Here is a 24254-nt window from a genome sequence, read left to right as displayed (position 1 = left end):
GCCATGATCCCGCGCCGCCAGGTCAAGAATCCGCACGCCGAAGCCGAACAGTTCCGCCGCCGCGCGGCGCTGGGCTTCCTGGGGGTGCTGGTCTGCCTGCTGGGCCTGGGCGGCTGGTACTTCAAGCTGCAGGTGCTGGACCACGACGTCTACGCCACGCGCTCGGAAGCCAACCGCATCAAGCCGCGGCCGGTGGTGCCCGGGCGCGGCATGATCTACGACCGCAACGGCCGCCTGCTGGCCGAGAACGTGCCGGCCTTCCGCCTGGACGTGACCCCGGACAAGGTCAAGGACATGGACGCCACCCTGGAAGGGCTGGCGAAGATCATCAGCATCAGCCCGGAAGAACTGGAAGCGTTCAACAAGTCGCGCAAGGCGCGCCGCAAGTTCCTGCCGGTCACGTTGAAGCTGCGCATGAGCGACGAGGAGATGGCGCGCTTTGCCGTCGACCGCTGGCGCTTCCCCGGCGTCGAGCTGGAACCCTACCTGACCCGTCGCTATCCCTATGGCGATCTGTTCGCGCACATCATCGGTTACGTCGGCCGCGTCGATGACAAGGACCTGGAAATCCTCGGCGAGGGCAATGCCGCGCTGACCCACATCGGCAAGTCCGGCCTGGAGCGTTATTACGAGCAGCAGCTGCGCGGCAAGGTCGGCTACGAGCAGGTGGAGACCAACGTGCAGGGCCGTGCGATCCGCACCATCGGCCGCGTCGCCGCGCAGTCCGGCGCCGACCTGCGGCTGTCGATCGACGCCGACCTGCAGCGCGCCATGGTGGCCGCCTTCGGCGACCAGGAAGGGTCGGCGGTGGCGATGGACCCGCGCACCGGCGAAGTGCTGGCGATGGTCAGCCTGCCGTCCTACGACCCCAACCTGTTCGTCAACGGTATTTCCCATGCCGACTTCAAGGCGCTGAACGACAACCCGTCGCGGCCGCAGTTCAATCGCCTGGTGCTGGGTGGCGTCGCGCCCGGTTCCACGCTGAAGCCGCTGATCGGCCTGGCTGGCCTCGATTCGGGCGTGCGCCGCCCGGAAGACAAGGTGCTGTCCACCGGCATGTTCTACCTGCCCGGCACCTCGCGTGGCTGGGGTGACTCGCACCGCGGCGGCCACGGCTGGACCGACCTGCGCAAGTCGATCGCGCAATCGGTCAACACGTATTACTACAAGCTGGCGCTGGATCTGGGCATCGAGCGCTTCGACCATTACATGGAGTACTACGGCTTCGGCCAGCCGACCGGCATCGACCTGACCGGCGAGATCGGCGGCATCCTGCCGTCGCCGGCCTACAAGCGGAAGAGCCGCAAGGAAGCCTGGTATCCGGGCGATACAGTCAACATCAGCATCGGCCAGGGTGACTGGAAGGTCACTCCGCTGCAGCTGGCGCGGGGCGTCAGTGGGCTGGCCAACGGGCAGCTGCGCACGCCCCATCTGGTGATCCAGCAGCGTGCGGGGTTCGACCATGACTGGATGGCGACCGACCCGGGCGAGAGCAAACCGGTCAGCCCGAACCCGAACAACCTGCAGGCGGTGCGCGAAGGCATGATGGCCACCATGCTGCCTGGCGGCAGCGCTGCTCGAATGGCGGCCGGCGCGCCGTACACGATGGCAGGCAAGACCGGTACCGCGCAGGTCGTCAGCCGCAAGGGCACCGCTGCAGTGAATCCGAAGAGCCTGCCGATGCACCTGCGCCACCGCGCGCTGTTCGTCGGTTTCGCGCCGGTCGACCAGCCGGTGATCGCGCTGGCGATCGCGGTGGAAGGTGGTGGTTACGGCGGTGCGGCGGCCGCGCCGATCGCACGCAAGGTGTTCGACGCCTACCTGCTGGGCAAGATGCCCGAAGGCATGCAGCCGCTGGACAGCGAGCGCGGCACCACCGCCATCGGTGCAACCGCATTCGACAACGAAGATGTGGGCGCGCGCCAGGCCGGTGACCTTGCTGCGGCACAACTGGGGGAACACCCCGTGCTCATTGGCGTGCCTGCGCCGGAACCGGCACCCGCACCGCAGCCGGGGACGCCGGCCGCCGCGGCGCTGCCGACCACGCCACGCCCGACCACCGCGGAGCCCGCACGATGAGAGTGTTCCTGCGTTGGGCCGGCGACATGCTGCGCCGCTTCTTCAGCACGCTGGACTGGGTACTGTGCCTGGCCCTGGGCGCGCTGATGGTGATCGGCCTGGCCACCTTGAAGAGTGCCGGTGGCGACGGCCTGGTGATGGCCCAGGGCGCGCGCTTTGCAGTGGGCATGGCCGCGCTGTGGGGCATCTCACGGGTACCGATCCTGCGCATCCGCTCGGCCACACCGATGATCTACGCGATCTCGATGATCCCGTTGCTGGCGGTGTTCGTGCTGGGCACCGGCAAATACGGCCGGCAGTGGCTGGACCTGAAATTCTTCTACCTGCAGCCGGCCGAGCTGCTCAAGGTCAGCCTGCCGATGATGGTGGCCTGGTACCTGCACAAGATGCCGTTGCCACCGCGCTTCAATACCGTGCTCGTGTCCCTGGTCATCATCGGCGTACCGACCGGCCTGGTGATGCTGCAGCCGGACTTCGGTACCGGTGTGCTGATCGCCGCCAGCGGCGTGTTCGTGCTGCTGTTGGCAGGCCTGCCGTGGTGGTGGGTCGGGCTGGGCGTGGGTGGCGTGGCTGCGGTCGCGCCGGTGGCCTGGTTCTGGCTGCTGCGGCCGTACCAGAAGGACCGCATCATGATGTTCCTGGACCCGGAGATGGATGCGCTGGGTGCTGGCTGGAACATCATCCAGTCGAAGATCGCGATCGGTTCCGGCGGCTTCGATGGCAAGGGCTGGGGCGAGGGCTCGCAGTCGCACCTGAACTTCATTCCCGAGCAGACCACCGACTTCGCGTTCTCGGTGCTGAGCGAGGAGTTCGGCTGGATCGGCGTGGCCACCGTGCTGGCGCTGTACCTGGTGGTGATCGGGCGCTGCCTGTGGATCGCCAGCCAGTCGCGCGATTCCTATTCGCGCCTGCTGGCCGGCGCCACCGGCCTGGCGTTCTTCGTCTACGTGCTGGTGAACGGCGGGATGATCTCCGGCCTGCTGCCGGTGGTGGGCGTGCCGATGCCGCTGATCAGCTATGGCGGTACCTCGGCGGTCTCGCTGCTGGCCGGCTTCGGATTGGTGATGGCCGTGCGTAGCCACAATCCAGTGCACGGCGGCTACGGGTAACAACGGCCGCGCCTTTCACCGCGTTTCCGTATGCTCGATTGCTTCTCGCTGTTCTGTAGAGTCGAGCCGTGCTCGACTGCTTCTGCTGCATGAAAGGCAGTCGAGCACGGCTCGACTCTACAAACGCAGAAGCACCCTGACAGCTTCACGCAAGCGCGCGTTGCTACCGTGGCCAGCGTGGACTGGAAACGAATGCTTGGCGGCTGCCGTGAGGCGGTGCGCACGATCGACCTGCCGTTGCTGGTCGCGTTGTTGATCCTGATGGGCGCGGGGCTGGCGGTGCTGCACAGCGTTTCCGGTCCGGTCACCGGGCAGGCGGCGCGCTTCGCCGGTGGCCTGCTGGCGATGTGGCTGCTGTCGCGTGTTTCGCTGCTGCGCCTGCGCGCGTGGACACCGGCGCTGTACGCGCTGTCGATGCTGCCGCTGATGGCGGTGTATGTGATCGGCACCGGCAAGTACGGGCAGCGCTGGCTCAACCTCGGCGTCTTCTACCTGCAGCCCTCCGAGCTGCTCAAGCTCAGCCTGCCGTTGATGATGGCCTGGTACCTGCACCGGCAACCGCTGCCACCGTCACCACGCACGGTACTGACGGCCGCAGTGCTGATCGGCGTTCCCGCCGTGCTGATCCTGATGCAGCCCAACCTCGGCACCGCCACGCTGGTCACCGCCAGCGGCGTGTTTGCGTTGTTGCTGGCCGGCCTGCACTGGGGCTGGGTGGCGACGGGGGCGGCAGGGCTGGCGGTGGCCGCACCACTGGCGTGGTTCGGCCTGTTGCGGCAGTACCAGAAGGATCGTGTACTGACCTTCCTCGACCCGGCAGCAGACCCGCTCGGCACCGGCTGGAACATCCTGCAGTCGCGCATCGCGATCGGTTCCGGTGGTTGGCAGGGACGTGGCTGGGGGCAGGGCACCCAGGCCACGCTGGATTTCCTGCCCGAGTACACCACCGACTTCGCGTTTTCGGTGCTGGCCGAGGAATTCGGCTGGATCGGTGTGGCGACGCTGTTCGCGCTGTACCTGTTCGTGGTCGGGCGTTGCCTGTGGATCGCAGTGCACGCGCGCGACACCCATGCGCGGTTGCTGGCCGGCAGCCTGGGGCTGGCGTTCTTCGTCTACGTATTGGTGAACGGTGGAATGATTTCCGGCCTGTTGCCGGTGGTGGGCATTCCGATGCCGTTGATCAGCTATGGCGGGACATCGGCGGTCTCGTTGCTGGCCGGTATCGGGTTGGTGATGGCGGTACGCGGGCACCGGCCGGTGCACGGGGGATAGGGTTTCCAGCCAACGGCGCAGCCCCTCGTGGGTGGTCGCGCAAAGCAGTTCATGGGTGGGGCCGGGTAGATGGGCTGCGCAGGGGACGCTGCAAGTACGTCCATGTAAGCTCGGTCGCCGCATCCATGCGGCTCACGCCCCTGCGCAGCCCATCTACCCGGCCACGGACAGGTTCCGTGCGCGTCCACCCACGGAGAAGAAAAAGAAGATCAAAAGCAAAAGCGGCCTGGCGGGTCGCTTCCTTGCTTTGTGTAGAGCCGAAGGCAGCGGCAGGAGCCGCTGCCAACGTCGCCCACGGCGACGGCCGGACGACCGGCATAGCCATGCTCGGCTCTCGAGCAAGCGCAGCGCGCGACCCGCTTGTGATCTTCTCTTTCTTCTCCGTGGGTGGCAGACCACCGAAATCTGTCAGAGGGCGGTCGGGTTGGGTATGCGGGGGTGTCAGCCGCATGGATGCGGCTGCCAAGCCTCCAGGGACGGATTCACGGCGTCCCCCGCGTACCCAACCCGACCGGCCCAGCGGCGGCTTCTGCTTTCCGCAACACACCCCACCCACGAGGGGCTGCGCCGTTGGCTGGAAACTTCCTGACTCTGCGCAACGCCCGTTGTGGAAGCGTTCTCACAACGATGCACGGCAGCACGTCCACTGATCAAAGTCCGGAAAAAGCGTTAGCTGGTTCACACTTTTACAGCGCGTTGATCCTGATCAATGGACTTGTCGTAATCGGCCTGCACAATGGCGGCCCGTTCGGCACGGCGCGCCGTCAATCGTTGCAGCGCGAGGGGGCGTCGGGCGGGAAGCAGTACTGATCCAACGGGTACAGGGAGCGCGGAGCACTGCCACTGGGGAGCGGCAGCCGCGCGGGTACCGACCGGATCCGGTCGCCGGTTGCGTCTGCGGGGATGGGGACGCAACCGGCAACCTCTATCTGAATGGGGAAGTGTGATCACGACGTCTTCACATTTCCCGCTGCTCGCAGGCAAATCGTTGTGATTCATGGTGTTAGGGGTTTTAATTCATCCATGACCTGCTAACCTGCGACGATGATTCGACGCACTCTGGCCTGCATGCTCACCCTCGGCCTGGTCGCCTGCGCGACCCAGCCGAAGTCCCCACCGTCTTCGCCCCAGGCCAGCAGTACGCCGCGCCAGCCCGCCGCCAAGGCCCATGGCCCGGCCGAGGCCGCGCCCGAAGCCGCTGCTGCCACCGCGCCGCCGGTCGATCTCACCCCGGTGCCGTTCGAGGTCGCACGGGCCCGCTTCATTGCCGATACCGCCAAGCGCTATGGCCTGAAGCCGGAGCAGATCAGCAGCGTGCTCGACCAGGCGCAGGTGCGCCAGCCGATCATCGCCGCGATGTCGCGCCCGGCCGAACGGGTCAAGCCGTGGAACGAGTACCGGCCGATGTTCATCAGCAAGGCGCGCATCGATGGCGGCCGCGCGTTCCTGGCCCAGCATCGCGCCGAACTGGATCGCGTCCAGCAGCGCACCGGTGTGCCGGCCGAAGTGATCGTGGCGATCATCGGCGTGGAAACCAGCTACGGGAAGAATGCCGGCAGCCATCGCGTGCTCGATGCGCTGTACACGCTGGCGTTCTACTACCCGCGCAGCGGCGACCCGGCCAAGCTGGAACGCGAAGTGCGCCGCGAGCTGTTCTTCCGCGATGAGCTGGCCAAGTTGTTCGAGCTGGGCCGCGAAGAGAACCTGGACATCACCACGCTCAAGGGCAGCTATGCCGGCGCGATGGGCATGGGCCAGTTCATGCCGTCCAGCTACCTCGATTACGCGGTGGACGGTAATGGCGACGGCCGTCGCGACCTGTTCACCAGCTACGACGACGTGTTCTCGTCCATCGCCAACTACTTCGTGAAGAAGGGCGGCTGGGTGCGTGGCGGGCAGGTGGCCGTGCCGGCCACGCTGGCGCCGGGACGCGAGGAGTTCAATCCGACCGAATGGATGCCGACCTGGTCGCTGGCCGACCTGGCGAAGCGTGGCTACCAGCCCAGCGCTGCGGTGCAGCCGGGCGCCACCGCCACGCCGATCACGCTTGAAGGCAGCACCGGCAAGCAGTACTGGCTGGGCTTCCAGAACTACTACGCGATCACCCGCTACAACCTCTCGAAGATGTACGCGATGGCCGTGTTCCAGTTGTCCCAGGCCATTGCCGGACAGGAGCTGCCCCCGGCATGAACATCAGATGGCTGGTCCCAGGCTTGATCGTCCTCGCGCTGGCTGCCTGCAGCAGCGCGCCGAAGAAGCCGGCCACGGCCGGCCATGGTGGCAAGTCCGGCGGCACCCTGGTGCAGGGGCGCGGCTCGCGCCCGGCACACTGCCCGGAAGGATCGCCCTACGCGGCGGCCAAGGAAGACCTGAGCACCCGCGGCAACTACACCGCCGGTGGCCTGTACAAGCCGGGCGTGCGTGACAGCACGCCGGACTACATTCCCAACGTGGCCTGCATCCCTGAGCCGGAAGTGACCGCGGAAGAACGCTCGGCGATCGGCAACAAGACGCCGTACGTGGTGCTGGGCAAGTCGTACAAAGTGCTCGACGACACCCGCAATTATGTCGAGCGTGGCACTGCGTCGTACTACGGTGCCAAGTTCCATGGCCGCCTGACCTCCAACCGTGAGGTCTACGACATGTACCAGTTCACCGCTGCGCACAAGACGCTGCCGCTGCCCAGCTTCGCCCGCGTGACCAACCTCGACAACGGTGAGTCGGTGATCGTGCGCGTCAACGATCGCGGTCCGTTCCATGATGGCCGCGTGGTCGATCTCAGCTATGCCGCCGCTGTGCGCCTGGGCATCACCCAGCGCGGCACCGGCAACGTGGAAGTGCGCGCGCTGCAGCCGGGTGAGGGCAACCTGCTGGCGCAGAAGCCGTCGCGCCGCGAACGTCGTGCTGCGGAAGCGGCCGCCGCCAGCGCTGTAGCCAGTGCGCGCCCGGCACCGACCGCGCGTGCTGCCGCCGACAGCGACATCGATCGCCTGGTCAAGGGGCTGCCGGCCGATGGCATGCCGGCGCGTGGCCAGCCGGCCACCACCCAGGGCGTGGCCAGCACCGTGCCGGATGTGGCGGTCAGCAGCCTGCCGCCGAGTGCTCCGCCGGTGCGCAGCACCGCATACGCGCCAGCTCCGGCGGTCGTTGCCAGCACCACGCCGCGCGCCGCTGCGCAGGCACCGGTCCGCACCGCCGCCGCTACCCCCAGCCTGTCGCAGCAGGTGGTGGGCGCAGTCATGGTGCAGGTTGCCAGCTTCTCCAACCGTGACAACGCCAACCGCGCGATGGGCCAGCTCAACGCCGCCGGCATCGTCGGTGCCACCATCAGTGACATCGCCGCCGGTGGCCGTACCCTGTTCCGCCTGCGCGTTCCCGCCAGCGACCATGCCAGTGCCGCGGAACTTGTCGGCCGCATCGCCGGTCTGGGGCTGGGTTCGCCGCAGATCGTCAAGGATTGATCCACCCGGGCCGGTGCTGCCGGCCCATGCTGCCCCGGCCTTACAATGGCCGCTACGTTCCACCCTCCATTCCCGGCCGTCCCCTGGAGCCTGCTGTCCAATGAATTTCCGTTCCGCCGCCACCGCCCTGGCCGCCACCCTGGTGGTGGGCCTGGCTTCCGCCCAGACGCCGCTGCCGACTCCGGCCACGCCGGCGCCTGCCGCCGCCGCTGCCGCCCCGGCCACCGTCGCCACTCCGCCGGCGCCGGCGCCGAGCGTGTCCAAGGCCTGGGTGCTGATGGATTACGCCACCGGCCAGGTGCTGGCCGGTGAAAACATCAACGAACAGCTGGCTCCGGCCAGCATCACCAAGGTGATGACGTCCTACGTGATCGCCGCCGAGGTCAAGAACGGCAAGGTCCGTGCGGATGACCAGGTGATGATGAGCGAGCGCGCCTGGCGCGAAGGTGGCGCGGGTACCGATGGCAGCTACAGCGGCTTCCCGGTCAACCAGACCGCGCGCCTGGAAGACATGGAAAAGGGCATGGCGATCCAGTCCGGCAACGACGCCGCGATTGCCCTGGCCGAGCATGTGGCTGGCAGCGAGGAAGCCTTTGCGTCGCTGATGAACAGCTATGCCGCCAAGATCGGCATGAAGAATTCGCACTTCGTCAACGCCCATGGCCTGACTGCGCAGGGCCACCACAGCACCGCCTACGACCTGGCGCTGCTGGGCCGTGCGATGGTGCGCGATTACCCGGAAACCTACGCGTACAACAAGATCAAGGAATTCCAGGTCGGCAACATCAAGCAGCCGAACCGCAACCTGCTGCTGTGGCGCGATGGCAGCGTGGACGGCATCAAGACCGGCCACACTTCCGAAGCCGGTTACTGCCTGATGAGCTCGGCCCAGCGCGGCGACCAGCGCCTGATCGCCGTGGTGCTGGGCGGCCAGTCGGAAAAGCAGCGTGCCGATGACAGCCTGGCCCTGCTGAACTGGGGTTTCCGCTTCTTCGAGACCCACCGCCTGTACGAGCCGGGCAAGGCCGTGGCCGAGCACAAGGTCTGGAAGGGCACCACCGACAAGGTGCAGCTGGGCGTGGCCCAGCCGATGCTGGTGAGCGTGCCGCGCGGCCGCTACAACGACCTGAAGCCGAGCATTGACGTGCCCAAGACCCTGGAAGCACCGTTCACCGCCGGCCAGCAGATCGGCACCGTGAAGGTGATGCTGGATGGCAAGCTGGTGGCCGAAGCGCCGCTGGTGGCGGTGGCTGCCGTCGAACAGGCCGGCTTCTTCAAGCGCCTGTGGGACAGCTTCTGGATGTGGTGGGAAACGGAATGATCCACGCCCCGGCGTGGTGAAGGAAAAGGCCGGCAAATGCCGGCCTTTTCTGTTTCGGGATGCCGCTTGCGCATGAATCCTGCCGGATGTGGGTAGTGCCGGCCGCTGGCCGGCTCCTCATGAACCCATCCGGATATGCCGGCCCCGGTGTGCCGACCAACGGTCGGCACCTACCTACAGCGACCGGCTGATGGTGAAGCTGCCGAACACCGGCGCTTCGCGCTGGCCGTTGAACTCGCGCGTGCTGTGGTAACGCGCCGCGGCGAACTTCCAGCGTCCGTACATCACCGCCACGCCATAGCCGCCGTAGGCCACCACATGGCGCTTGTCCACACTGTGGCTGTTGCGGAACGTGTTGCCATCCAGCGTGATGTCACGGATCACCCAGGCGGCGTCCGAGGTCGCGAACAGGTGCCAGGACCAGCCATTGGGACGGCCGCCGCGGGTCGGCGCAGTGTTCTCACCGGCCGGGCGCAACGGCGTGCTGCCGAAGTCGTCCGGCAGCTTCCAGCCAAAGCGCACTTCACCGCCGAGATTGGCCTTGGTTTCCAGGTTGCCGATCGATCCGCCGTAGTGGCTGATCGCGTCCCAACCCCAGCCGTCGGCATTGACGCTGGCATCGCCCGGCCAGCGGCGCATGCGCTCATGGGTCAGCATGAACAGCGGCTCGTTGTGCAGCTGGTTGTCCCAGCCCTTGAATTTCTCGTCGCCCAGCACTTCGTGCACGGCATTCTGCACCTGCTTGCCCTGTGCCCACGGGCCAACCACGCCCAGCGTCAGCTGGGTGGTCTGCAGGCGGTCGCCGCTGCGCGCATTGAAACCGAAGTTTGCGATCAGTACGCCGGCGTAAGGGCGGTCGTCCTCAATCAGGTCCCTGCGGCTGAAATCGGTCGGGGTGAAGATGCCCTGGCCGATGCTGAAGATCATGTTCTGCTGTTCGAACTTGCCCGGATGCAGCCCTTCCAGGTACTGGTTCACCCAGCGGGCCATGCGTGGCAGGCAGGGGTCGTCGGTGTAATCGACCAGATTGGGCGACACCAGGGTCAACAGTGCACCATTGGTATAGCCCTGGTCCTGGTGGCGGCCGCCGAACAGGTCGTTGTCAACGCGGAAATTGACCTGCGGAGGGTGGTCGCGCATCGCGTCCGGGCCACATTGTTCGGCCGCCTGGGCGGCGAGGGGGAGGGCAGCAGCCAGCAGGCCGGACAGCCCGAGGGCTGCAAGGCGGCGTTGGGAAGGGGGGCTCATGTGGAGGTTTTTTCTGTCTGTCGTTATATGCCGCGACACGGTACTCGTGCGGGCGTGATGGAACGAGCGCGTTCGAATCACTTGTCTGTTCCGAAAACGACATTGTCTCGTGAAGACAATCCTGCACTGTCCTGCGGCGCCCCAAGGGGCAACGGCCAATGCTGAACGGCCGTTCAGCTGCAACGCAGCGACTCACCGGTGCACTGTTTGACGTTGATGAATACTCTTGGGTTTGTTGGCCTGCGGCCCGATAATGGGGGCATGGAAATCAAGTCCGACAACCCCGACCACGGCTTCCAGTTCCCCGGCCAGTTCGAGCTCAGTGCCATGGGCCCGGCCAACCGCGGCCTGGAACATGAGCTTCCCCGCCTGCTGCTGGCTGCCGGCATCGATGTGGTGAATGAACGCATCAGCTGGAAGCATTCCTCCAACGGCAAGTACGTGTCCGTGCGCATCGTGTTCAAGGCCGAGAGCCGCGAACAGTACGACCTGGCGCACCAGGCACTGCGCGACCACCCGGAAGTGAAGTGGACGCTGTAGCCGACAGCTGCCCGGCCGAAGCCGCCCCGGAAGACCGCGCGCCGCGCCCGGCGCTGGTCCGCGACCTCGGCCGCCAGGCCTATGAACCGGTGTGGCGCGCCATGCAGCGCTTCACCGACCAGCGCAGCGACGCCGATGCCGACGAGCTGTGGGTGGTGGAGCACGACCCGGTGTTCACCCTGGGCCAGGCCGGCAAGGACGAGCACGTGCTGGCGCCGGGCGATATCCCCGTGCTGCACGTGGACCGTGGCGGCCAGGTGACCTATCACGGCCCCGGCCAGATCGTGGTCTATCCATTGCTGCGCCTGCCGCGGCTGGGCATCGGCGTGCGCGACTACGTGTGCCGCATCGAGCAGGCCCTCATCGATACCCTGGCCGAGTGGAACATCGGCGCCGAACGCCGCGAGGGCGCCCCGGGCGTCTACGTCGGTGGCGCCAAGATCGCCGCGCTCGGCATCCGCGTGCGCCGCGGCTGTACCTTCCATGGCCTGGCCTTCAACGTGGCCATGGACCTGGAACCTTTCCACCGCATCAACCCCTGTGGCTATCAGGGGTTGCAGGTGACCTCGGTAGTAGACTTGGGCGGGCCCTCCGGGATGGAGGCCGTCAAGCCGGTGCTGCTGGACCACCTGGCCCGCCAGTTCGGCCTGCTGCTGCAGCACACGCCGGAACTGCCCGATCTTTCTGCGGCCGCCTGACCGCCCCCCGGAACTGCCATGACTGAAACCACCGCCCGTTCCATTCCCCTGCAGATCGTGCAGGGTGATTCTCCGTCCGCCGCGCCGTTGCAGGCCGGGGTCAAGCAGCTGGGCGGTGACAAGATCAACCGCTCGCCGGTGCAGTTCGCCGATGCGCCGGTGCTGCGCAAGCCGTCCTGGATCCGCGTGCGCATTCCTTCGGGCAATGCCGTGCAGAACCTGAAGGCCAAGCTGCGCGAGAACCGCCTGGTGACGGTGTGCGAGGAAGCCAGCTGCCCGAACATCCACGAGTGCTTCGGCCACGGCACGGCAACGTTCATGATCCTCGGCGAGGTCTGCACCCGCCGCTGCTCGTTCTGCGACGTTGCCCACGGCCGCCCGAAGCCGCCGGATGCCAACGAACCGGCCAGCCTCGGCCAGACCGTGGCCGACATGGGGCTGAAGTACGTGGTGGTGACCAGCGTCGACCGAGATGACCTGCGCGACGGCGGTGCCCAGCACTTCGTCGACTGCATCAGCGCCATCCGTGAGAAGTCGCCGGGCACCCGCATCGAAGTGCTGACCCCGGACTTCCGCGGCAAGGGCCGCATGGAGCGCGCGCTGGAGATCCTGGCGCAGAACCCGCCGGACGTGTTCAACCACAACATCGAAACCGTGCCGGACCTGTACCGCAACGTGCGCCCGGGTGCGGACTACCAGTGGTCGCTGAACCTGCTGAAGAACTTCAAGGCGCAGCACCCGGACGTGCCGACCAAGAGCGGCATCATGCTGGGCCTGGGCGAAGAGTTCGAACAGATCAAGGCCACCATGCGTGACCTGCGCGCGCACGACGTGGACATGATCACCATCGGCCAGTACCTGCAGCCGACCGCGCATCACCACCCGGTGCTGAAGTACTGGACCCCCGAGGACTACAAGGCGCTGGAAGACTACGGCTACGAGCTGGGCTTCAGCCACGTGGCCTCCGGCCCGATGGTGCGCTCGTCGTACCACGCCGACGTGCAGGCCAAGGGCGCCGGCGTCCGGTAAGCGGTTGCGCGATGCGCGCTACCGCTTCCCACGCTGCGCACACCGTGGGCCCCGGCTTACCACCACCCACACCCCCGCCGCTTCGCGGCCGCCCCCTGACTCAGGGGGCTTGCAACCCCATGCCCTCTGCAACCGGACAGACGGCGCCGCTGGGTGCGCCGCTCTTCAGCCATTCACAATTTGCTACACCGGCCCGGCTAGGCTGGTTTTCCACCGAGCGCGGCCGGGTGACAAACCCGGCAACTTTCGGCACTGTCGTGGTGTCTTAACACCCCGCAGTCTCCCCCTTGGCAAGGCGCCTTCGAGCACGTCAATGAAATTCAAAGCCCCCGCATTCCTGATGGCCCTGGCGCTGGTCGCGCCGCTGGCGCTGGCGGCCAAGGCCGATTCGCCGGCATTGCCCGCTGCGGCAACCGCCGATCAGGTGACCACCTCCAAGCTGGTGTACGGCCTGCTGTCCGACAGCCGCTACGCGTACCGCCCGCGTGCGCTGGACGAGGCCACCTCCAAGGACGTGTTCAAGCGCTACCTGGAGACGCTGGACGGCGGCAAGCAGTACTTCACCCAGGCCGACGTGGCGCGCTTCGCGCCGTTCGAAGCCAACATTTCCTCGGCCATCCGTGGCGGCGAGCTGGAGCCGGCGTTCCAGGTGTTCGCGGTCTACAAGCAGCGCGTCGGCGAACGCGTGGCCTATGCGCGCAAGCTGCTCAAGCAGGAGCCGGACTTCACCACCGACGAGCGTTTCGAATACGACCGCAAGAAGGTGCCGTGGGCGGCCAGCAGCGCTGAACTGGATGAGCTGTGGCGCAAGTCGGTCAAGAACGACTGGTTGCGCCTGAAGCTGGCCGGCAAGAAGCCGGACGACATCCGCAAGACGCTGGACAAGCGCTACGCGACGCTGGAGAAGTCGGTCAATGAACTGAAGGGCGAAGACGTCTTCCAGTTCTTCATGAACTCGTACACCAGCGCCGTTGACCCGCACACGGATTACTTCACGCCGCGCACCGCCGAGAACTTCAACCAGGCGATGTCGCTGTCGCTGGAAGGCATTGGTGCGCAGCTGCAGCGCCAGGACGACGTGGTGGTGATCCGCGAGATCATCGCCGGCGGCCCGGCCGCAGTGGATGGCACGCTGAAGCCGGGTGACCGTATCGTCGGCGTCGGCCAGGGCAAGTCCGGCCTGGTCGAGGACGTGATCGGCTGGCGCATCGACGACGTCGTGGCCAAGATCCGCGGCGCCAAGGATACCCAGGTCAAGCTGGAGTTCATCCCGGCTGCTGAGGGCGCCGACGGCAAGCACCACACCCTGGTGCTGACCCGCCAGAAGGTGCGCCTGGCCGAACAGGCCGCCAAGGGCGAGACCATGACCATTCCGGCCGCCAATGGCGAGCCGGCGCGCAAGGTCGGCGTGATCAAGCTGCCGACCTTCTACCAGGACTTCGAAGGCCGTCGCCGCAACGCGGCCGACTACGCCTCGGCCACCCGCGACGTGGCCAAGCTGCTGGCCGGCTTCAAGAACGACAAGCTGGACGGCGTGGTGCTGGACCTGCGCAACAACGGTGGTGGTTCGCTGGATGAAGCCATTGAACTGACCGGTCTGTTCATCGAGCAGGGCCCGGTGGTGCAGGTGCGCGAGTCCGGTGGCCGCGTCACCGTCAACAGCGACCGCAACCAGGGCGTGGCATGGGACGGCCCGCTGGCAGTGCTGATCAACCGCGGTTCGGCCTCGGCTTCGGAAATCTTTGCCGGTGCCATCCAGGATTACGGCCGTGGCCTGGTGATCGGTGAGACCAGCTTCGGCAAGGGCACCGTGCAGAACATCGTCGACCTGGACCGTTGGCCGAGTGGCGAGACCCAGCGCTTCGGCCAGGTGAAGCTGACCATCGCCCAGTTCTTCCGCATCAGCGGCAGCAGCACCCAGCACAAGGGTGTGGTGCCGGACCTGGCCTTCCCGGCCAGCGTCGATGCCACCGAGTTCGGCGAGAGCACCTACGACAACGCGCTGCCGTGGACCCGCATCGCTGCCGTGCCGCACACCCAGTACGGCAACTTCGCGCCGCTGCTGCCGAAGCTGGAAACCCGCCATGACGCGCGCATCGCCGCCGACAAGGAATTCCAGTGGTGGAACGAGGACGTGCAGCAGTTCCGCACCGAGGCCGCGAAGAAGTACATCTCGCTCAACGAGGCCACCCGCCGCGCCGAGCGTGAGCGCCAGGACACCCAGCGCAAGGAGCGCCAGGCGATGCGCAAGGAGCTGGGCCTGGCCTTGGACCCGCTGGCCGATGACAGCAACGACGACGGCCTGACTGGCAACGAGCGCGACATCGTCAAGGATGCCGCCCGCGAGAAGGCTGCCGAGAAGCGTCCGGACCCGCTGCTGCGCGAGTCGGCCTCGATCCTGGCCGATGCGGTGAACCTGCTGGCCAATGACCGCCCGCTGTCGGCGCAGGTGCTGCCGCAGTCGACCGGCGCTGGCCGCTGGGCGGACTGAGCCGGCGACGGCATGTGATACCCGAGGGGCCGGTATTGCCGGCCCCTTTCTGTCTGGGGACCTCGTTCACGGTAGCGCCGGGCCATGCCCGGCGAGCGAAGTGCCACAAACGACTTAATCCCCTCCGTCCCCTTTTCTGTGCATGAACCGGCAGCAACGGGGGGGCTCGGTCACGCCGGTTTCAACCTGCCGCACACGGCCGCAGGGCTACCCTTGGCGGTACCGTCCTCGCAGGAGTACCCATGCGGGCCTCCCGTCTTTCCAGTGCTGCCGTGGCGCTCGCCAGCGCCCTGATCCTGTCGGCCTGTGGTGGCCGCGCCGCCGACAGTACGTTGCTGCGCGAATCCTTTGATTCCGGCGACACCTTCTCGCGTACCGTCGATGGCCGCCCCGGTGACGCCTGCGAGGCCGCGCGGCGCACCCTGCTCAGCCAGGGCTACGCCATCGCCCGCTCCGACGAAGCGCAGGTGGAAGGCAACAAGAACTTCCAGCCACGCGAGGATGATCACGAGCAGCTGGTGCTGCGCATCTCGTGTGCCCCGCGTGGCAGCCAGACGCTGGTATTCGTCAGCGCGGTGCAGGACCGCTATGCGCTGAAGAAGAGCCCGACGTCGGCCAGCGTGGGCGTGGGTGCATTGGGCTCGGTGTCGCTGCCGTTCGGCAGCAATGACGATTCGCTGGTGAAAGTGGCCAGCAGCACCGTCACCGATGCCGGGTTCTATCAGCGCTTCTTCCAGCGCCTGCAACAGTACCTGCCGGCGGATGCTGGCAAACCCGCACCGCCTGCGCTCGCACCGCCCGAGCCTGCATCGTCCGAGCCCGCACCGGCCCGCAGCACGGATCAAGGGTGATCGTGCGCGGCAGGTTGATGGGTGTGGCACTCCTGCTGATGCCCGCGCTGGGCATTGCGTCCGCAACGCCGGACTGCACGCAGGGCCTGCTGCAGCGGCTGGGATGGCGCTTTGACGAGGTCACGGCCGGTGCACCACAGGTGCACGGCGGCCCGGTGTGTACACGTGCCTCGCTGGCTGAAGCACAGGCGGCAGGCGATCTGCGCGTGGGGTGGCCGGCCGGAATGTCCGCTGCAGCACGCCAGGCGTTGCTGCAACAGTTGCTGGACGAGCCAGCCACGGTCTGCGCCTATGCCTTCGAACTGGGCGCGGCCACGCAACGTGCGGCTTCGGCACTGCAGGACAACCCCACCTTCCGCTTCTCCGGCCCGCAGCTGGGCTGGATCGGCTTCGGCCTGCAGGGCCCACGCGCGCAAGGCTGGCAGCGCACACGCAGTTTCGGTCGTGGCTTCGTGCCGAGCGCGGGTAACAGTCATGCACTGGAGGCGTTCTACAGCGGTGTCGTGCGTGCCGAATGCGGGGTCGGCCGCCAGGTCGCGCAGCTGGCCACGCAACGAGAGCTTTATGGTGATGCCGCGTTCGATACGGAGTTCGCAGCGGATGAACTGTCGATCGGCACTTTCCTCGCCCTGCACGATACCGACAGCATCCTGCTCGGAGCCCACGCGGGCGATTTCTTCGCCGATGGCAAGGCGGTGCGCACCTCGGCGATGGGACGGCAGGCCTTCGTCGGCGTGCCCGGTTTCATCGAACACGTTCAAGACAAGAGCACGCTGGACGATCTGAGCAACCAGGCCGAGAACTTCGTCGTGGTCGAGGTGGGCAAGGGCGCCGCGCAGGCACTGGCTGCGCATGGCGGACTGGCCTGGTACGACCAGCGCAATGCCGAACTCTGGAAACTCGCGCAGGACATCCCGCGCATCGGCCAGCGCTACTTCGAGCGCCTGTTGTTCGAGCGTGATCCCAACCTTCGTGCACGGCTGGAACCGCGCTACCACGACACGCTGGCACGCATGGACCAGCTGCTGGACGATCCGTTCTACCAGCAGTTCGTGATCTATGTGCATCCACGCGGTATACGTCCCATCGGCTACCACATCGCCCGCCTGCTCGATCGCAACCCGCGAACGCCGTTTTCGATCGACCTGGCGGTGCACAATCTGCATACCACGCTCTACCGGCGTTGGCGCGAGGCGCAGCTGCGCCACTGCGCGGCTACCGGCAGGCCAGGCAGCCTGACCCTAGACCCCAACTGAAGGTGAAACAATGGATATTGCAATGATCGGCCTCGGCCGCATGGGCGCCAACATGGCCCAGCGCCTGCATCGCGGCGGCCACCGCGTGGTCGGCTACGACCCGGGCGAGGGTGCCCGCCAGCGCGCTGCCGAGGCCGGCCTGGAAGTGGTTGATTCGCTGGCCGCCGCGGTTGCCGCGCTGCCGGTACCGCGCGTGGTGTGGCTGATGGTGCCGGCCGGCGAAACCGTCGACCAGACCCTGGGCCAGTTGACCCCGCACCTGGCCGAGGGTGACATCGTCATCGATGGCGGCAACTCCAACTACCAGGACTCGATCCGTCGCGCCAAGGCACTGGCCGAAGACGATCTGGGCTACGTCGACTGCGGCACCAGTGGTGGCGTGTGGGGCCTGCAGGAGGGCTACAGCCTGATGGTCGGTGGCGAAGCGTCGGTGGTGGAGCAGATCGCACCGCTGCTGCGCACGCTGGCACCGGCCGAAGATCGTGGCTGGGGTCGTGTCGGCCCGTCCGGCGCTGGCCACTTCACCAAGATGGTCCACAACGGCATCGAGTACGGAATGATGCAGGCCTACGCCGAAGGCTTCGCGCTGATGGAGCGCAAGCAGGAAATGGAGCTGGACCTGGCCCAGGTCGCCGAAGTCTGGCGCCACGGCAGCGTGGTGCGTTCGTGGCTGCTGGACCTGAGCACTGAAGCCCTCAAGCGCAATCCGTCGCTGGATGGCATCGCCCCGTACGTGGAGGATTCCGGCGAAGGCCGCTGGACCGTGGCCGAAGCGATCGCGCTCGATGTGCCGGCACCGGTGATCACCCTGTCGCTGCTGGAACGCCTGCGCTCGCGCGAATCGAATTCGTTCACCGACCGCCTGCTGTCGGCGATGCGCAACGAGTTCGGCGGCCACGCCATCAAGAAATCGTAAGCACCGCGGTGGGGTCGGAGCCCTTTCCGCAGGAAAGGGCTCTGACCCCTTGCAGCCAGTCGAGCATGGCTCGACTCTACAAAAGCGTTCTCCGATCGTTTCCACGTCATCCACGCATGGCGTGGATGTGTCGACCAAGGTCGACACCTACCGTCGGGCGCGGGAATCTGTCGAAGGCGGGGTGGGTCCGGTTGCGGGGGCGTGAGCGCCATGGATGGCGCGACCGAGCCTACAGGGACGTATTTACGGCGTCCCCCGCAACCGGACCCACCCCGCCATCACACGGATAGCTTGCCTTTGACGTTGACGTTGACGTTGCCGTTGATTCGGCAGGTGCAGGGCGCAGCCCTGCCGGTCACCCCAACTGAACCCGCCGCCCTTCGCGCGCGCTGTCCATGCCGGCCTGCAGCAACCGCATCAGCTGCAGTGCCTGCACCGGGCTGACCGTCGGCTCGCCATCGCCGTGCATCGCCGCCGAGAACTGCGAATACAGCCGCCGGTAGTCGCCCGGCAGGTTGTCCACGGTACTGCGCTGCACATTGTCCTCAGTATCGCAGCGCACCAGCTCGCCGTGCCGTGGGTCGATGCCCCAGCCTGGCGCTCCTGGCGCAACACTGCGCCGCAGCTGTGCCTCCTGCACGTCCAGCCCATGCTTGATCCAGCTGCCACGACTGCCATGCACACTGAAGTGCGGCGTGGGGGCCGCCACCAGCGAACCGGCATGCACGATCGCGCGATGCCTCGGGTAGTGCAGTACCGCGTGGAAGTAATCGATGCCGCTGCCACCTTCGCGTTGCACGGCCAGATCGGCATCGATGGCCTCGGGCCAGCCGAACAGCACCAGCATCTGGTCCAGCAGGTGCGGTCCGAGGTCGTACCACAGGCCGCTGCCCGGTCCGTCCTGCTCGCGCCAGCGGTCGCGCACCTGCGGCCGGTAGCGGTCGAAGTGCGCATGGCACTCGGCCACGTCACCGAGCGCGCCTTCGGCCAGCAGCGCCTGCAGGGTGAGGAAGTCGGCATCGAAGCGCCGGTTCTGGAACACGGTCGCGATGCGTCCGGCATCACGTGCCGCAGCCAGCACCGCTTCGGCTTCAGCGACATCCAGCGCGAACGGCTTGTCGACCAGCACATGCTTGCCCGCGGCCAACGCCGCGATCGCCAGCGGTGCGTGTTGTGCGTTCGGAGTGGCGATCACCACCGCGTCCACCGCCGGGTCGTCGAACACCTCCTGCGGCGTGGCGCGCACGTGCACGTCGCTGAACGCGCGCAGCAACGTGTCGCGCTGCGAACTGACGATGCTGTGCAGCACCAGCCCGGGCGTGTGCTGGATCAGCGGCGCGTGGAAGACGCGGCCGGCGAGGCCGTAGCCGATCAGGGCCAGTTGCAGGTCGGGGCGCATGAGACGGCTCCGGCAATGGGGAAGGGCAGGGTAAACGACACCTGCGTACAGGCCAAAACTGAACCGTTGCCGTTGGAATCGCCTCGATTCACAGCGGCATGACCGCAACGCCACGCCTGCTCTACGGCGGCTTGTCCAGACTGGCAGCACATCCCGAAGGAGTACGACACGATGAGCAATACCACCCGCACGCTGATTGCTTCCGCCCTGACCCTGGGCCTGGCGCTGTCCTCCTCGGCTGCATTCGCCAAGGACCCGGCCGCGAAGAGCCCGCCGACCAGCACCCATCCGGCAACCCATGCTGATCGCCATGACTCCAACGAGCCGGTGACCGATACCTGGATCACCACCAAGGTGAAGGCCGATCTGCTGGCCAGCAGCAACGTTCCGGGCACTGAAATCAAGGTGGAAACCGTGAACGGCGTGGTCAGCCTGAGTGGTGCCGTGGCCACCCAGGCCGAGAAGGACAAGGCGGTCACCACCGCCAAGGGCATCAAGGGCGTGACCCGCGTCGATGCCGCTGCATTGAAGGTCAGCGCTGCTGCCAAGCGCTGACCCCGGAGGGCGCCCCGCATGGGGCGCCCGCTGCCTGGGTAGAGTCGAGCTTGCTCGACTGCCCTTTGGGTTGCAGCCGAGCACGTCTCGGCTCTACCGTGGGTTTCCGCAACCCGTTCAGCCAACCAGGCGGGAAACTCCAGAGTTGTGACCGCCTGCGCTATATTGCCCGTTCCGCCGCAGCCGGGCCGGTATCGGCCTACGCTCCGCGGCTGTGCTGACGAGGAACTATGGCGCTGGTTTTCAGTGATGACATCTGGGACCGTTGGCGGTTGCCGGCCTTGGCGCTGGCTGCTGCCGCGATCATCGTGGTGCCGTGGTTGACCCTGCGCCAACTGCAGCAGGACAGCGAAGATGCGATGGCCTGGGTCAATCATACCCAGGCCGTGGGTGTGGCCCTGCAGCAGCTGCAGGCCGATGTACGCGATGTCGAATCGGCTGCGCTGACCCTGTCCAAGGGTGTGGATGCGCCTGGCCTGCGCGAGCGCATGGCCAAAGCCAATGACCTTCCCGGCCGCCTGGCTGAACTGGGCCGGATGACCCGCGACAATCCTGAGCAGCTGATCCGCATCGGCCGTATCGAGTCGATGCTGGAAGGGCGCATGGCGCTTGCCCGCGAACTGGCGAAGTCCGAACCCAACAGTGATCAGCGCGAGCTGGTGCAGGACCTGAGCACGCGCTATCCGATCCGTGGCCTGGTGGAGGAACTGCAGGCGAGCGAGCAGAAGCTGCTGACACAGCGCGCCGAGCAGGCCGCACGCCAGCGCAAGCAGACCGAGCTGGTGTCGTGGAGTTCGCTGGTGATCCAGCTGGCGCTGCTTGGCCTGGTGCTGTGGCTGCTGCAGCGGCAGATCGGTCGCCGCCTGCATGCCGAACGGCAGTCGCTGCGTTCGGCCGCGCGTGCAGCCTCGGTGCTGCAGACCGTGCGTGAGCCGATCGTGCTGCTCGACCGCGACCTGCGTGTGCAGCTGCACAACCCTGCCTTCGCCGAGCTGTACGGGCTGCAGGATGAACGCGCCGATGGCCTGTTGCTGGACACTGTCGGCGACGGTGCATGGAAAGACCCCGTGATGCGCCAGCGACTGTCCGATGTGCTGTTGCGCGGCCGCGAACTGTGGGACTTCGAGCATGAACAGCGCGCCGCCGATGGCATGGTGCGCTACATGCTGCTCAACGCGCGGCGCATGCCGCTGCCGGACACCGACGACGAAGTGGTGTTGCTCACGGTCAGCGACGTCACCGTGCAGCGTGCCGTGCAGCTGCGGGTGGAGGAACTGAACCGCCAGCTGGAAGGCAAGGTTGCGCAGGTGTCCGAGGTCAACAGGGAACTGGAAGCCTTCAGCTACTCGGTGTCGCACGACCTGCGTGCACCACTGCGCCACGTGGCCGGTTTCTCCGACAAGCTGTCGCGCCATCTGGGCGACGCCGCCGATGACAAGAGCCGCCATTACCTGGAGGTGATCTCCAGTTCGGCGCGGCGCATGGCGGCACTGATCGACGACCTGCTGGTCTACTCGCGGCTGGGCCGCGCGGCAATGCGCCAGCAGGCGGTGGACATGCAGTCGCTGGTGGCCGATACCCGCGCCATGCTCGATTCCAACCTGCAGGCCGAGGCCGAGAACAGCGGCCATGCGCACCACGTGGAGTGGAGCATCGCGCCGCTGCCGATCGTGGTGGGCGATGAGAACATGATCCGCCAGGTCTGGCTGAACCTGCTCGGCAACGCGGTGAAGTACTCGGGCAACCGCGAACCAGCGAAGATCCGCGTGGACTACCAGCCGCAGCCTGACGGCGGTCATCAGTTCACGGTCAGCGACAATGGTGCAGGCTTTGACATGGCCTACGCCGGCAAGCTGTTTGGTGTCTTCCAGCGCCTGCACAAGGCCAGCGACTACCCGGGTACCGGCATCGGCCTGGCCAGCGTGCGCCGCGTGCTGACCCGCCATGGCGGCCGTATCTGGGCCGAGGCCGAACCGGACGTCGGCGCCACCTTCCACTTCTACCTGCCTCCCGCGATCGACGCGGACAAACAAGGGCCTTCTGCATGACCACTCTGCGCACCATTCTTCTCGCCGAAGACAGCCCGGCTGATGCCGAAATGGCGATCGACGCCCTGGAAGAGGCGCGTCTGGCCAACCCCATCGTGCACGTCGAGGATGGCGTGGAAGTGATGGACTACCTGTTGCGCCGTGGTGCCTTCGCCAACCGCGAGGAAGGCCTGCCGGCGGTGCTGCTGCTGGACATCAAGATGCCGCGCATGGATGGCCTGGAGGTGCTGCGGCAGATCCGCGAGCACGAAGAGCTCAAGCGCCTGCCGGTGGTGATCCTGTCGTCCTCGCGCGAGGAAAGCGACCTGGCCCGCAGCTGGGACATGGGCGTGAACGCCTATGTGGTCAAGCCGGTGGACGTGGACCAGTTCTTCGGCGCGGTGCAGACCCTGGGCAAGTTCTGGGCGTTGATCAACCAGGCACCGGAACTCGAGTGAGCCCATGCCCCTGACCGGTCCCGCCCTTGGGGCGCTGCGCATCCTGCTGGTGGAGGACTCACCGGAAGATGCCGAGCTGATGTCCGAACAGATGCTCGACGCGGGCCTGGAAGCCCGCTTCGAACGTGTCGAGAGCGAGGGCGAACTGCGCCAGGCACTGGTCGCGTTCCAGCCGGACATCGTGCTGTCCGACCTGAGCATGCCGGGGTTCTCCGGTGATGACGCGCTGCGCATCGTGCGCGAGACATCACCGGAAGTGCCCTTCATCTTCGTCTCCGGCACCATGGGTGAGGAGAATGCAGTGGCGGCGCTGCAGAAGGGCGCCAACGATTACATCATCAAGCACCTGCCGGCGCGCCTGCCGTCGGCGGTGGCGCGTGCGATCCGCGATGCACGTAGCGCCATAGAGCGCGCACGGGTGGAAACCGAACTGATGCGCGCGCAGCGCCTGGAAAGCCTGTCGCTGCTTGCCGCCGGCCTCAGCCACGACCTGCGCAACATCCTGCAGCCGCTGCTGATCATGCCGGACCTGCTGAAGGCGCGCACCGAGGATCCGCAGCTGCACCATCTGGCCGATGTCATCGCCGAGTGCGGCCGCCGTGGCCACGAGATGGCCGAGTCGATGCTGTCGTTCGTGCGCGGCTCGCGCAAGCCCAGCGAGCGCATCGAGATCGATGGCCTGTTCGATGCGGTGGCGCTGCTGTTGCGCAGCAACGTGCCCGATGCGGTGCGCCTGGAGTTGCAGGTGCAGGACGAAGGTCTGGTGGTCGACGCCAACTACACCGAACTGCAGCAGGTGATGCTGAACCTGGCGCTCAACGCGATCCAGGCGATGCCCAACGGCGGTCGCCTGAGCCTGACTGCCAGCCATGCCGGCCAGCGCGATGGCGTGGACTGGATGCAGATCTGCGTGGCCGATGAAGGCATCGGCATGGATGCGGACACGCTGTCACACCTGTTCAATCCGTTCTTCACCACCAAGGCCGATGGCACCGGCCTGGGGCTGATTTCCTGCAAGCGCATCGTTGAAGGCGCCGGTGGCAGCATCCACGTCAACAGCCAGCCGGGGCAGGGCACCTGCTTCGAACTGCGGCTGCCGATGCATGAGGCCATCGATGGCAGCGAGCCGATCGAGCAGCTGGTGGCGCTGGGCAGTGGCCAGTCGATCCTGGTGGTTGACGGCGAAGCCACGCGCCTGTCGCTGCTCGGCAACGCGCTGTCCAGCCAGGGTTACCAGTTGCAGCTGGCCTCCGATGGCCCGGCGGCGTTGCGCTGGATGCAGCAGGAGGCGATGCCGGCGCTGGTGATTGCCGATGCCGGCTCCAAACTGCTGCCGGCCAGCCAGCTGCTGGGCGAGATGGCCACGCTTGGCTACCGCGGTCCGGCGCTGGTGCTGGAGGACCCGTCGGTGCCAGTCGCGGCGGACGCGTTCCCGGCCGGTGTGGAGGTGCATGTGCTGCACAAGCCGCTGCAGATGCAGCAGGTCTTCCGCGCGGTGGCCGAAGCGCTGGGCTGATGCCGCGGTAGTGCCGGCCGCTGGCCGG

At 66.8% G+C, this 24254-nt stretch carries 19 protein-coding genes; 17 read left to right on the top strand and 2 right to left on the bottom strand.

Translation table 11 applies throughout. From position 1 onward, the window contains the following. Positions 1-3 precede the first annotated feature (3 nt). From mrdA to MG068_RS17885, 6 genes are all read left to right on the top strand, one after another. Positions 4-2079, top strand: a complete 2076-nt coding sequence (mrdA, locus tag MG068_RS17910; RefSeq protein WP_071229568.1) for a penicillin-binding protein 2 — start codon at positions 4-6, stop codon at positions 2077-2079. Continuing rightward, entirely contained in the window at positions 2076-3188 is a 1113-nt protein-coding gene (rodA, locus tag MG068_RS17905) for a rod shape-determining protein RodA (RefSeq protein WP_032130317.1), read from the top strand. Before mrdA ends, rodA (MG068_RS17905) begins: the two co-directional genes overlap by 4 nt. A gap of 192 nt (positions 3189-3380) precedes the next feature. Further along, positions 3381-4460 (top strand): rod shape-determining protein RodA, encoded by a 1080-nt coding sequence (rodA, locus tag MG068_RS17900; protein WP_204305887.1) that lies wholly within the window; start codon positions 3381-3383, stop codon positions 4458-4460. 1044 nt (positions 4461-5504) lie between these two features. Next, positions 5505-6650, top strand: a complete 1146-nt coding sequence (gene mltB, locus MG068_RS17895; RefSeq protein WP_049400491.1) for a lytic murein transglycosylase B — start codon at positions 5505-5507, stop codon at positions 6648-6650. Beyond that, positions 6647-7921 (top strand): septal ring lytic transglycosylase RlpA family protein, encoded by a 1275-nt coding sequence (locus MG068_RS17890; RefSeq protein ID WP_049421381.1) that lies wholly within the window; start codon positions 6647-6649, stop codon positions 7919-7921. The genes mltB and MG068_RS17890 overlap by 4 nt, the downstream gene beginning before the upstream one ends. A 100-nt stretch (positions 7922-8021) precedes the next feature. After that, the gene (locus tag MG068_RS17885) at positions 8022-9242 is read left to right on the top strand and encodes a D-alanyl-D-alanine carboxypeptidase family protein (RefSeq protein WP_132810801.1); all 1221 of its coding nucleotides are present in this window, start codon (positions 8022-8024) and stop codon (positions 9240-9242) included. 174 nt (positions 9243-9416) lie between these two features. Here MG068_RS17885 and MG068_RS17880 read toward each other — a convergent pair whose 3' ends face one another. Next, positions 9417-10490: a lipid A deacylase LpxR family protein gene (locus tag MG068_RS17880; RefSeq protein ID WP_032130312.1), complete on the bottom strand. Its 1074-nt coding sequence runs from the start codon at positions 10488-10490 to the stop codon at positions 9417-9419. Positions 10491-10751: 261 nt separating this feature from the next. On the opposite strand from MG068_RS17880, the gene MG068_RS17875 reads away from it, so the two are divergent. The 7 genes from MG068_RS17875 (at position 10752) to gnd (ending at position 18271) form a co-directional block, all read left to right on the top strand. Further along, the gene (locus tag MG068_RS17875) at positions 10752-11030 is read left to right on the top strand and encodes a YbeD family protein (protein WP_005411067.1); all 279 of its coding nucleotides are present in this window, start codon (positions 10752-10754) and stop codon (positions 11028-11030) included. Then, entirely contained in the window at positions 11018-11728 is a 711-nt protein-coding gene (gene lipB, locus MG068_RS17870; protein ID WP_132810800.1) for a lipoyl(octanoyl) transferase LipB, read from the top strand. Before MG068_RS17875 ends, lipB begins: the two co-directional genes overlap by 13 nt. An 18-nt stretch (positions 11729-11746) precedes the next feature. Continuing rightward, the gene (gene lipA, locus MG068_RS17865) at positions 11747-12757 is read left to right on the top strand and encodes a lipoyl synthase (protein ID WP_132810799.1); all 1011 of its coding nucleotides are present in this window, start codon (positions 11747-11749) and stop codon (positions 12755-12757) included. A 313-nt stretch (positions 12758-13070) separates the two neighbouring features. Next, positions 13071-15248: a carboxy terminal-processing peptidase gene (locus MG068_RS17860; protein WP_032130309.1), complete on the top strand. Its 2178-nt coding sequence runs from the start codon at positions 13071-13073 to the stop codon at positions 15246-15248. A gap of 242 nt (positions 15249-15490) precedes the next feature. After that, positions 15491-16099 carry a DUF2242 domain-containing protein gene (locus MG068_RS17855; protein WP_032130308.1) on the top strand — a complete coding sequence of 203 codons (609 nt, stop codon included), beginning with the start codon at positions 15491-15493 and terminating at the stop codon, positions 16097-16099. 17 nt (positions 16100-16116) lie between these two features. Then, complete coding sequence (locus MG068_RS17850; RefSeq protein WP_132810798.1) at positions 16117-17355, top strand: hypothetical protein; 1239 nt, start codon at positions 16117-16119, stop codon at positions 17353-17355. A 10-nt stretch (positions 17356-17365) separates the two neighbouring features. Further along, complete coding sequence (gene gnd, locus MG068_RS17845; RefSeq protein ID WP_014648435.1) at positions 17366-18271, top strand: phosphogluconate dehydrogenase (NAD(+)-dependent, decarboxylating); 906 nt, start codon at positions 17366-17368, stop codon at positions 18269-18271. Positions 18272-18626: 355 nt separating this feature from the next. Here the strand turns inward: gnd and MG068_RS17840 are convergent, their stop codons facing one another. Beyond that, entirely contained in the window at positions 18627-19670 is a 1044-nt protein-coding gene (locus MG068_RS17840) for an oxidoreductase (protein ID WP_132810797.1), read from the bottom strand. A 171-nt stretch (positions 19671-19841) separates the two neighbouring features. On the opposite strand from MG068_RS17840, the gene MG068_RS17835 reads away from it, so the two are divergent. The 4 genes from MG068_RS17835 (at position 19842) to MG068_RS17820 (ending at position 24226) form a co-directional block, all read left to right on the top strand. Beyond that, positions 19842-20225, top strand: a complete 384-nt coding sequence (locus tag MG068_RS17835; RefSeq protein WP_006470382.1) for a BON domain-containing protein — start codon at positions 19842-19844, stop codon at positions 20223-20225. A 230-nt stretch (positions 20226-20455) separates the two neighbouring features. Next, entirely contained in the window at positions 20456-22273 is a 1818-nt protein-coding gene (locus MG068_RS17830; RefSeq protein WP_032130516.1) for a sensor histidine kinase, read from the top strand. Next, a complete protein-coding gene (locus tag MG068_RS17825) occupies positions 22270-22710 on the top strand; it encodes a response regulator (protein WP_005411057.1) in 441 nt (146 codons plus the stop codon). Before MG068_RS17830 ends, MG068_RS17825 begins: the two co-directional genes overlap by 4 nt. 4 nt (positions 22711-22714) lie before the next feature. Continuing rightward, complete coding sequence (locus MG068_RS17820; RefSeq protein ID WP_132810796.1) at positions 22715-24226, top strand: ATP-binding protein; 1512 nt, start codon at positions 22715-22717, stop codon at positions 24224-24226. Positions 24227-24254 lie beyond the last annotated feature (28 nt).

The organism is Stenotrophomonas sp. ASS1 (genome assembly GCF_004346925.1).
GTDB lineage: Bacteria > Pseudomonadota > Gammaproteobacteria > Xanthomonadales > Xanthomonadaceae > Stenotrophomonas > Stenotrophomonas maltophilia_A.
Note: the sequence above shows the minus strand (reverse complement) of the source record. Positions and strands in the feature narration are given on the sequence as shown.